The organism is Gracilibacillus marinus (genome assembly GCF_042651725.1).
Classification (GTDB): domain Bacteria; phylum Bacillota; class Bacilli; order Bacillales; family Amphibacillaceae; genus Gracilibacillus; species Gracilibacillus marinus.
Genome location: NZ_JBHSDV010000004.1, coordinates 243559 through 254703, shown reverse-complemented (window position 1 = coordinate 254703; position 11145 = coordinate 243559). Strand labels below are relative to the sequence as shown.

Sequence of the window (11145 nt, the reverse complement as noted above, 5' to 3'; positions counted from 1 at the left end):
AAACTCTCAAATAAAGTTGACTTTAAGCTCGCTTCTAAAAGCTAGCATTTCTTACTATATATCATACTGGTTGTTTTGTTCAGTTTTCAATGATCAAATTAACATAGTGTCAGCGACAAATACATTTTAACAAATAACGAGATATTTTGTCAAGTTCTCGTAAAATGTTTTGTTGCGAACTCTTAATATATTACAAGTTTATTTATTAAAAGTCAATAGTTTTATTCAAAAAACTTTAACGAGTGTTTTATAAAAAGAAGCATTTCGTCTAAGTTAGAAAGAAAGAATTCTCATTCAGTAATATAAATAGCCTTCATTTTATCTTAGTAAAGACAAAAATGAAGGCTATAAATTTAATTAGCTACAATATTTACTAACTTTTGTGGTACGACAATTACTTTACGAATTGTTTTTCCTTCTAACCTTTCTACAATAGAAGGATCATTTAAAGCAATTTGTTCAATCTCTTCCTTCGTTGCAGATTTATTCACCATTAACTTCGCACGTACTTTACCCAAGATCTGTACGACGATTTCCACTTCATCTTCTACTAACTTTGCTTCATCAAATGATGGCCATTCTTGATAAGCAATTGTTTCATTATGACCAAGCAATTGCCAAATTTCTTCAGCCACATGTGGAGCGACTGGAGACAACAACTTAATGAATCCTTCAGCATATTCTTTTGCAATATGTTTCGCTTTATATGCTTCATTTACAAAGACCATCATTTGTGAAATTCCTGTATTAAAGCGTAAATCTTCAAAGTTTTGAGACACTACTTTTACTGTTTCATGATAGACTTTTTCTAATTCAGTCGTATTTTCGTCTACAATTTTGTCAGATAATTGAAGATCATCCGTAACAAATAAACGCCATACTCTATCTAAGAATCTCCGTGCACCGTCTAAACCATTTGTAGACCAAGCGATTGACGCATCTAATGGACCCATAAACATTTCATACAAACGTAAAGTATCCGCACCATGTGATTCGACAATCTCATCAGGGTTTACAACATTCCCTTTAGATTTACTCATTTTTTCATTGTTCTCTCCAAGAATCATTCCTTGATTATATAATTTCTGGAATGGTTCTTTTGTTGGAACAACTCCAATATCATATAAAAATTTATGCCAGAAACGCGCATAGAGCAAATGTAATACAGCATGTTCTGCTCCACCAATATATACATCTATTGGTAGCCATTCTTTTAACAATTCTTCATCAGCTAATTTCTCTTTATTGTTCGGATCAATATAACGTAAGAAGTACCAGCAACTACCAGCCCATTGTGGCATTGTATTTGTTTCTCTGCGGCCTTTTCTTCCAGTAACAGAATCTACAACATTAACCCAATCTTCTATATTAGCAAGTGGCGATTCTCCTGTACCTGATGGTTTAATCTCTTTTGTCTTAGGTAATACAAGAGGTAATTCTTCTTCAGGTACTGCTGAAGTTGTACCATCTTCCCAATGAATAATTGGAATTGGCTCACCCCAATAACGTTGACGACTAAATAACCAATCACGAAGGCGATATGTTATTTTTCTCTCACCTTTTTTATTCTCTTCTAACCAATTGATTGCAGCTTTTATTCCATCTTCTTTATTTAATCCATTTAAAAAGTCAGAGTTTATATGTGGTCCGTCGCCAGTAAATGCTTCTTCTGCGATATTCCCACCCTCTAATACAGGAATAATATCAATACCGAATTTTTTAGCAAATTCATAATCACGCTCATCATGTGCCGGGACAGCCATAATTGCACCAGAACCATATGTCATTAATACATAATCAGCTACCCAAATCGGTAATTTCTTTCCATTAATTGGATTAATTGCATATGCTCCTGTGAATACACCAGATTTATCTTTTGCTAAATCTGTACGTTCTAAATCACTTTTCGTTTTTACTTTATCTAAATATGCAGTAACAACAGCTTTTTGGTCTTCTGTCACAATTTTAGTAACTAATGGATGTTCTGGAGCTAACACTGTATATGTTGCACCATACAATGTATCAGGTCTCGTTGTAAATACACTAAATGTATCTATATTATTCTCTATAGAAAATTCAACTTCCGCACCCTCTGATCTTCCAATCCAATTACGTTGCATATCTTTTATACTTTCAGGCCAATCTAATTCTTCCAAATCTTCTAATAACCTATCCGCATATGCAGTAATTTTTAACATCCATTGTTTCATTGGTTTTCTTTCTACAGGGTGACCACCACGTTCACTTTTGCCATCAATTACTTCTTCATTGGCTAACACTGTACCTAAGGCAGGGCACCAATTAACTGGTACTTCATCTATATATGCTAGTCCTTTTTCATATAATTTCAAGAATATCCATTGTGTCCACTTATAATAATCAGGATTAGTTGTATTCACTTCTCTATCCCAATCATATGAAAATCCTAATTCTTGAATTTGTCTACGGAAAGTATTTATATTTTTCTCTGTAAACTCTGCAGGATCATTACCAGTATCTAATGCATATTGCTCAGCTGGAAGTCCAAATGCATCCCAACCAATTGGGTGTAAAACTTCATACCCTTGCATTCTTTTCGTTCGAGATAATATATCTGTTGCTGTATACCCTTCTGGGTGACCTACATGTAGTCCTGCTCCAGATGGGTATGGAAACATATCTAATGCATAAAATTTTTCTTTCTTTGATTTTGCATCTGTAGCAAATGTTTTATTTGCTATCCAGTATTCTCGCCATTTCTTTTCAATGGAAGTATGATCAAACGACATAACTTTTCCTCCTTATTTATGTAAAACCATTGCACTATATACTAATTTAAAATAACCACCATTACACAAACATATGTTCTTCCCACGCAAAAAATCTCTCTAATCCCAAAATGGGACGAGAGAGATTCCCGCGGTACCACCCAACATTAGTGCTTTATCGCACTCACTTCAAATCCTTAACGCGGATCACGACAAAAGCTTTCTCAACTGAATAAGATCACTCTTGCAACATCTAAGGTGAGTTCACAAAGACTTGTAGTGGCTTGCACCAGTTCGCCACCTCTCTTTAACGAAGTTACTTTGTTACTAATCCTCTTCATCGTCTATTTTCATTTATAATTATCTGAAAGTTCTTTTACTTTCTGATAGTTTAATGAAATGTCTGAATTTTGTCAAGTTATGATTGGATTCGATGGATACTCACCATACATACACTCTAGCTTCATAAGGTTTTAAGATAAACTCACTTGCTTCTATATCAGAACAATCTGCGTAATTGGATAAGACCATACGTTTCTTTTTCGAATCCCATTCACCAGGTAGAGAGACCGTTGTTTCCATAGCAAATAAGTTAGTAACAATGAGGGCATACCTATCTTGATACTTCCTACCATATGCATACACATGCTTATGGTTAGATAATAGTAAATGATAATCACCATAGACAAAAACGTCATATTCTTTTCTCAATGAAATCATTTTTTTATAATAATGGTAAATAGAGTTAGAATCTTCCAATTGGCTTTCGACATTTATTTTTTTATAATTCGGGTTTACTTTTAGCCATGGTTCACCATCAGAAAATCCTGCATTTTTGGAGTCGTTCCATTGCATTGGTGTTCTTGAATTATCGCGACCTGTTTTCCAAATGACTTGCATGATCTCTTCATGTGTCTTTCCTTCTTCCAATTCATTATAATAAAGGTTTTTAATAGCTACATCATTATAATCATCAATCGAGTCATATTGCACATTTGTCATGCCAATCTCTTGACCTTGATAAATAAATGGTGTTCCTTGCATAAAGAAGAACATTGTAGCAAGACACTTTGCTGATTCACTCCAATATGTTTCGTCATTACCCCATGTCGAAACAGATCTTGGTTGATCGTGATTTTCTAAAAACAATGCATTCCAGCCTTTACCATGCAATCCATTCTGCCATTTTGTTAATGTTTGTCTTAAGGAATCTAAATCTAAACCACCATCCGCACTTCTTGACCATAATCCTAAATGTTCAAATTGAAAAATCATATCAAAGTAGCCATCACGTTCTCCAACCCATTGATCTGCATCTTCAATCTTCACACCATTCGCTTCTCCAACCGTCATAATGTCGTAACGGTTAAACGTCTGATCCGCTAATTCTCTTAGAAATTTGTCAATACCTGGTCTATTCATATGGCCATCAAATGAAGGTACATACTTCTTATTTGTTGGATTAGGTAAATCTGGATAACCTGCGACTTTCTTTATATGTGAAATCGCATCCACTCGAAAACCATCAATTCCTTTATCTAACCACCAATTAATCATTTTATATAACTCATTGCGAACAACTTCATTCTCCCAATTTAAATCTGGTTGTTTTGTTGAGAACACATGCATATAATATTCTTTTGTTTCTGCATCGAACTGCCAAGCGGAGCCACCAAAAATAGATTCCCAATTATTCGGTTCTTTCCCTTCCTTACCTTCATGCCAAATATAATAGTCACGATAAGGATTATCTTTTGATGACCTTGATTCAATAAACCATGGGTGCTCATCTGATGTGTGATTAATAACTAAATCCATAATGATTTTCATCTCTTTTTCGTGTACCGCTTCAAGCAATCGATCAAAGTCTTCCATTGTACCGAAATCTTCCATTATCGCTTGATAATCACTAATATCATATCCATTATCGTCATTAGGTGATTGATAAATTGGACTCATCCAAATGACATCAATACCTAATTCTTTAATATAATCTAATTTATCTATCACTCCATTGATATCTCCAATACCGTCACCGTTTGAATCGTTAAAACTGCGAGGATACACTTGATACGCAACTGCTTCTTTCCACCATTTTTTTTGCATTATACAAAACCTCCAAGTATCACTACATGTTTTTAAATTGCGCAAACGATTGCACTTATATTGATAGTATCATTTTTTTTGATAATGTCAATTAAATTTTAATACTAAGATCATCATTACTTGTTTATAAAAAATCGTCCTATAAGTATGGTTACTTATAGGACGATACACTATATTATTCAACTTGTTTCATTATGTGTTTGTTTATATCTTTACAAAAAAGTTAGTAGAAAAAATGTTAGTTCGCTTTTTGCTTTTCTTTCTTTAATTGTTTACTTCGTAATTGCCCACAGGCTGCATCAATATCTGTCCCATGTTCTACACGAACACCACAGTTAATTCCATTTTCGAGTAACACTTGATAAAAGTCTAATATTGCTTGTTTTTCACTTCGGCTATATTGATTATGTTCATCAACTGGATTATATGGAATTAAATTAACATAAGATAAATGACGCTTATCTTTTAATAATTGGACTAATTGCTTTGCTTCCTCCTTATGATCATTAACGTCTTTTAATAGAATATATTCAAATGTAATTCTGCGATTCGTCTTTTTCAAATAGTAATCGATTGCTGGCATTAATTTTTCTAAAGGAAATGCTTTATTTATTTTCATTATTTTCGTTCTTAACTCATTATTTGGCGCATGTAAAGATACAGCTAAATTCACTTGTATGTTTTCATCCGCAAAATCATATATCTTTTTAGCTAACCCACTTGTTGATACAGTAATATGTCTTGCTCCAATAGATAGACCTTTTTGGCTGTTTACAATTCGTAAAAAACGCATCGTATTTGCATAATTATCAAATGGTTCACCAATTCCCATTACTACTATATGACTAACACGCTCGTCTTTCTCTTTACTATCTAAATGTTGTTGTACTTTCATGATCTGCTCCACAATTTCACCTGTTTGCAAATCTCGATCTTTTGTCAAAAGCCCACTCGCACAGAAAGAACACCCAATATTACAACCAACTTGTGTTGTAACACAGACAGAGTAGCCATAATTAAATTTCATTAGTACTGTTTCTATTAAATTGCCATCCTCCATCTTGAACAGAAATTTTATAGTACCATCTTGTGACTCTTGCTTAATTTCTTCTTGTAAAGTACCTAATGTGAAGTGCTCTTCTAATAACTCCACACATGCATGATTCAAGTTCTTCATTTGTGAAAATGTGCGGACACGTTTTTTGTATAACCAGTCCCACACTTGTGATGCACGAAATTTCTTTTGTCCATTATCTATAAACCATTGCGCCAACTCTTCCTCTGTATAAGAGTAAATGGATTGTTTATTCATTTATATGTTACCTCATTTCAATTCACCAGTTTTTCAATCATTTTATCTTAACGTTTCTATTCCAATTTTGCAAGGTAGTTCAGTGAATTACTTTATAACTTTGAATATATCACTCATTAAATGAACAAATAATAGAACGATTCCTAAAACCCAAGTAATAGCAGCTGGTATAATAAATACTTGTGAAATTTTTTCTAAGAATGCAATGTGTAAAGAATGACTCAATTGATATGTTGCAGTAGTGTACATTGATAGTGGAAAGACCATGCCCCACATTTGTTGGTCATAATTAATTGGAAATCGATGCACAATATAACGCCAACACATTAAAATAACTAATAACGGAATCCACCATGTACCAGTTACCCAAAAGAATAATGTGAACCCTTTTATAAATGGAATAAACTGTTCAATTAGAAGAGTATCAGCTCCATGCATAATAATCATGGACCCTGCTAAAGTTGTAATGGCAACAGCTCCCATATTAATCCAATAAGGCGGTGTGAGTGCAGCATGTTCAAAATGTAAAAATGTAAATCGGTAAAAAATTAATGTAATAATACTCAGATAAAGCATCCCACCTAGTAAATACATAGAAATTGCAATAAAGAAAATAAATTCCATAGTAGAATTATCTGTCAAATGTGATGCAATTAATGTTCCTAAAACAGAGATTGATTGTGTTGCGACAGCTGCAATTAACCAAGCTCCATTAATTCCTTCCACTAAATCTGGCTTGCTCTTTCGAATCGTTACGGCAGTAAAGAATACATACATAATCACGATCCATAATATGATTGCTATTAACCACAATTTTAATGCAATAGAATACTCTCCTAAAATAATGACTAACTGTGAACCATATACATTTGTCCCTGCAACTAATGTAAAGAAACCAGGTCCTTGTAAGTGACTTGTAATATCTTTTTTAACATTAGGAAAGAAAAACAAGACGCGTGATAACACCAAAGCTGCAAGTATAATTATAAACACTGTATTTATGTACAACAATCCCATACTTACTCGTGTAAAACCTAATAAATGCGAAGCAATAGATAACGCTCCTGTCGCCATCACCAAGGCGAAATAACCTGTGAATAGATATTTAATTTTTTTTATCCATAATTTCATAAAAATCCCTCCACTCTGTAAAGTTTTTGGTTTAACGTGATATACCTCACTGATAAAGTTTTCTGAAAATTTTATGATTAGAAAAAAGTTAAAGGAGTTATCCAAATGAAAATTCGCAGGCAAGCAATGTATAACTCATATGAAAACGTGATGGTCGAAGCATTAAAAAAACAAAACGCAGAAGTACTTTTCGGTTCTGCATTTTATCCTTATTTATTCCAGTCATCCAAAGATATTCAATTCTCCCCACTGACACATGAACAATCTGTCATTCATGCTGCAGATGGATATGCAAGAGCTACAGGAAAACCTGGGATTGCATTTATTACTACGGACTATGGGTTAACAAATGCTGTGACAGGAATTGCGACAGCTCAAATTGATAGTGTACCTCTTATTGTCTTTGTAAAACAATGTAAACAATTTGATACGTATTTAGATATAGAAGCAATTACAAAACCAATTTCTAAATATTATTTCCAAATTCGAAAAAGAAAACATATCCCTTCTATTATAGCAGAAGCTTATCAACTCGCATTAGCTGGTAGAAATGGTGTGATTATTATTGAATATAATCCGACTGAGAATGATGAAAGTGAGCAGTACAATGATATAGATAGTCCTATCCTAACAACAATTCAAAAAAAACATCCAAATGTTAATATGAATCAATTAAACCATATCGTATCATTAATTAAAAATGCAAAAAAGCCTGTCTTACTTATTGGCGGTGGAGTGATTGCTAGTGGTGCTAGTGATGTGCTTCGGAAGTTCCTTGATCAAACAAACATCCCTTTTGTTAGTACTTTAATGGGACTAGGTGCAATAGAAGCAGATCATCCGTTACATTTAGGAATGGTTGGTATGCATGGTACATTTGCAGCTAATCGAGCTGTTCATAGAGCAGATTTATTAGTTTGTTTAGGTGTGAGATTTAGTGACAGAATTACTGGTAAAACAAAAGGTTTTTCTCCACATTCTACAAAAATACAAATTGAAATAGATCCAGCTGAAGTAAATAAGAATATTGTAGTGGACTTTCCAATCATAATGGATATTTTACAATTCTTACAGACAATCAATCCATTGCTTCAAGATTTCACATTAGATCATTGGGTTGAAGAAGTTCTTACATGGAGAAAAACTTCTCCACAATTTAGTAATGCAACAAGTGAGTTAAAACCAGACAAAATAATCAAATTGCTCTATTCTCATGCTCATAAAGATGTGATTGTTGCTACAGATGTTGGTCAACATCAAATGTGGACAGCACTTCATTATCCATTCCAACAACCAAGACACCTACTTACATCAGGCGGATTTGGTACAATGGGGTACGGCTTACCTGCAAGTATCGGTGGTGCATTAGCCAATCAGAATCAACAAGTGATATGTGTAACTGGTGATGGTAGTATCCAAATGAATATACAAGAATTATTTCATGTTGCGAATAATAAGTTGAATATCAAAATTGTTATTTTGCGTAATGGTTATTTAGGTATGGTTCGACAATGGCAACAATTATTTTATAAAAACAAATATTCACAAGTGAAAATTAGCTCGCCTGACTTTATTGGTTTTGCAACTAGCATTGGCATTACAGGTTACCAAGCTAAAACAGAAAAAGAAGCAGAAGAAATGATAAAAAAAGCATTTCAAATAGATGGCCCTGTATTGTTAGATTTTATTATAGAAGAAGAAGTAAATGTATACCCAATAGTTCCTCCAGGTGGAAATAACACAGATGCTATTCTAGGTGAAGACAATAAATAAATTTTGGCATCCGCTTGCAATATAGTAATTTACTTGTTATAATGAATTTAGCTATTTTGTTCGATGACACCTTCAAGTATCGTAACGTAAAGTTTTCGTTTTGGGGCAAGAGCAAGAATAGTAATACATTTGTGTGAATGATTCACACTAGGAGGAAAAGAAATATGGTACAAGGTACAGTAAAATGGTTTAACGCAGACAAAGGTTTTGGATTCATCGAAGTTGAAGGTCAAGATGACGTATTCGTACACTTCTCTGCTATCCAAGGCGACGGCTTTAAAACACTTGAAGAAGGTCAAAGCGTTTCTTTCGATATCGAAGAAGGTAACCGTGGACCACAAGCAGCTAACGTAGTAAAAAACTAATTTAGCGCTTATATAAAAAAGCACTTCTTATCTTTAAGAAGTGCTTTTTTTTGCTTTATATTTTTTTATTTGCAGTATTTACTTGATTTCATTTTTTGATCTTTATTTGTTTTTTTCAATTAGTTCTTTTACGATTACTGCATGGTTATATTTTGTATCTTTAGCGCCGTAGAGAATTGTAATATCTCCATTATTCTCTTCATTGTATTTCTTCAACTGCTCAAATGCTTCTCGCTTTTCATGATCTTGATCCAATTCTTTTCTATATCGCTTTTTAAATTCAGAAAAACGTTCTGGATCATGATTAAACCATTTTCTCAATTCTGTAGAAGGTCCAATTTCTTTTAACCAATCATCTAAATTTGCTTTTTCCTTTGAAATACCTCGAGGCCAAACTCGATCAATTAATATCCTTATATTGTCTTTTTCTTCTTGATCATCATATATTCTTTTTATTTTCATATTATGTTCTTTTACACCTCACTATGATTGTATTCTATAAAGAGCCATACACTATATTTCTAATTCGAGGTTGATAAATCGTTTCATTGTGCGGGAACATTTGTTGCATATATACGATGGAAAGGTTTGTTTTCGGATCAATCAAACAATATGTACCCGCAAGACCTGACCAACCAAATTCTCCTATATTACTAATACTTCCACCTTTTACTTGATCAATCATTACTTTCACACCTAATCCATATCCATAACCATTATCATCATTCCATCCAAGTTGATGGAACAAAGATGGATGTAAATGATTTTGAGCCATTAATTGAATTGTATGCTTATTTAGAATCGTCTTACCATCTAATGTCCCATTTTGTGCTAAGCATTGTGCAAATTTTTGGTAATCACCGAGTGTAGAATGCAGTCCTGCACCACCACTCTCAAACAAAGGCACAGGTTCACTTGCATGATCTATCACTGTATTTTTAATTAAATGTCCTTGTTCATTCATATTGTATAATGTTGCTAAGCGTTCTTTCTTCTCCTCTGGTAATTGGAAATGAGTATCATGCATGCCAAGTTGGTCAAATATATTTTTTTGTAAATATTCAGAGAATGTCATTCCACTTACCACTTCTATTAAGGCACCTAGAATGTCGTGACTTATGCCATATCTCCAATCCGTACCAGGCTCAAATGCTAATGGAATTTCTGCTATTTTCCGTGAGAAGATTCGAAGTTTTGTTGTATGTAAGTCACCTGATAAGTTACGAACTTCTTCCATTGCTTTACTTGTTAGACGTTCTACTTCTGTTTGGTTGCCGCCATATGTAAGACCTGAAGTCATTTTAAATAAGTCTTTTATACGTATTGGTTGTGTTGCTTTTATTACATTTAATGAATCACGATTACCACCTATATCTACACTCATCTCTTTAAATTCAGGCAAATAGTCACTTAAAGGATCATTCAATAATATTTTCCCTTCTTCTACCAATTGCAATGCAGCAACACAAGTGACAATTTTTGTCATGGAGTAAATTCGATAAATTGTATCCTTCTCGATTTTTGTTTTTGTATCGATATCTGCATAACCAAAATAATTCTCATAAAGTAATCTGTTATCTTTTATGACAGATAGTGCAACACCTGCTGGTCCATCTTTAATAATACTTTCTAAAAAATGATTTAATCTTTTTACTAGCATATCGATCCCTCCTCCAAATTGAATTCGCTTTCTATTCTAGTATAATATATT

8 protein-coding genes and 1 other annotated feature are annotated in these 11145 nt (G+C 33.4%); of the genes, 2 read left to right on the top strand and 6 right to left on the bottom strand.

The genetic code is table 11. The features are described 5' to 3' along the window. Positions 1-353: 353 nt before the first annotated feature. From leuS to ACFOZ1_RS13540, 4 genes are all read right to left on the bottom strand, one after another. A complete protein-coding gene (gene leuS, locus ACFOZ1_RS13555; RefSeq protein ID WP_390200117.1) occupies positions 354-2768 on the bottom strand; it encodes a leucine--tRNA ligase in 2415 nt (804 codons plus the stop codon). Positions 2769-2876: 108 nt separating this feature from the next. Continuing rightward, positions 2877-3097 (bottom strand) — a binding site (T-box leader). 91 nt (positions 3098-3188) lie between these two features. Then, positions 3189-4853 carry a glycoside hydrolase family 13 protein gene (locus ACFOZ1_RS13550; RefSeq protein ID WP_390200116.1) on the bottom strand — a complete coding sequence of 555 codons (1665 nt, stop codon included), beginning with the start codon at positions 4851-4853 and terminating at the stop codon, positions 3189-3191. Between the two features lie 238 nt (positions 4854-5091). Next, on the bottom strand, positions 5092-6165 hold the full coding sequence (gene rlmN / locus ACFOZ1_RS13545) for a dual-specificity RNA methyltransferase RlmN (RefSeq protein WP_390200114.1): 1074 nt from the start codon (positions 6163-6165) through the stop codon (positions 5092-5094). Positions 6166-6252: 87 nt separating this feature from the next. After that, on the bottom strand, positions 6253-7296 hold the full coding sequence (locus ACFOZ1_RS13540; protein WP_390200113.1) for a tellurite resistance/C4-dicarboxylate transporter family protein: 1044 nt from the start codon (positions 7294-7296) through the stop codon (positions 6253-6255). 105 nt (positions 7297-7401) lie between these two features. On the opposite strand from ACFOZ1_RS13540, the gene ilvB reads away from it, so the two are divergent. Continuing rightward, positions 7402-9069, top strand: coding sequence for a biosynthetic-type acetolactate synthase large subunit (gene ilvB / locus ACFOZ1_RS13535; protein WP_390200112.1), 1668 nt, complete (start codon positions 7402-7404; stop codon positions 9067-9069). A 164-nt stretch (positions 9070-9233) separates the two neighbouring features. Continuing rightward, a complete protein-coding gene (locus tag ACFOZ1_RS13530) occupies positions 9234-9434 on the top strand; it encodes a cold-shock protein (protein ID WP_390200111.1) in 201 nt (66 codons plus the stop codon). Between the two features lie 102 nt (positions 9435-9536). On the opposite strand, the gene ACFOZ1_RS13525 is transcribed toward ACFOZ1_RS13530, so the two are convergent. Both ACFOZ1_RS13525 and ACFOZ1_RS13520 read right to left on the bottom strand, forming a co-directional pair. Next, positions 9537-9896 carry a DUF488 domain-containing protein gene (locus ACFOZ1_RS13525; RefSeq protein WP_390200109.1) on the bottom strand — a complete coding sequence of 120 codons (360 nt, stop codon included), beginning with the start codon at positions 9894-9896 and terminating at the stop codon, positions 9537-9539. A 34-nt stretch (positions 9897-9930) separates the two neighbouring features. Next, the gene (locus ACFOZ1_RS13520; protein WP_390200108.1) at positions 9931-11094 is read right to left on the bottom strand and encodes a serine hydrolase domain-containing protein; all 1164 of its coding nucleotides are present in this window, start codon (positions 11092-11094) and stop codon (positions 9931-9933) included. Positions 11095-11145 lie beyond the last annotated feature (51 nt).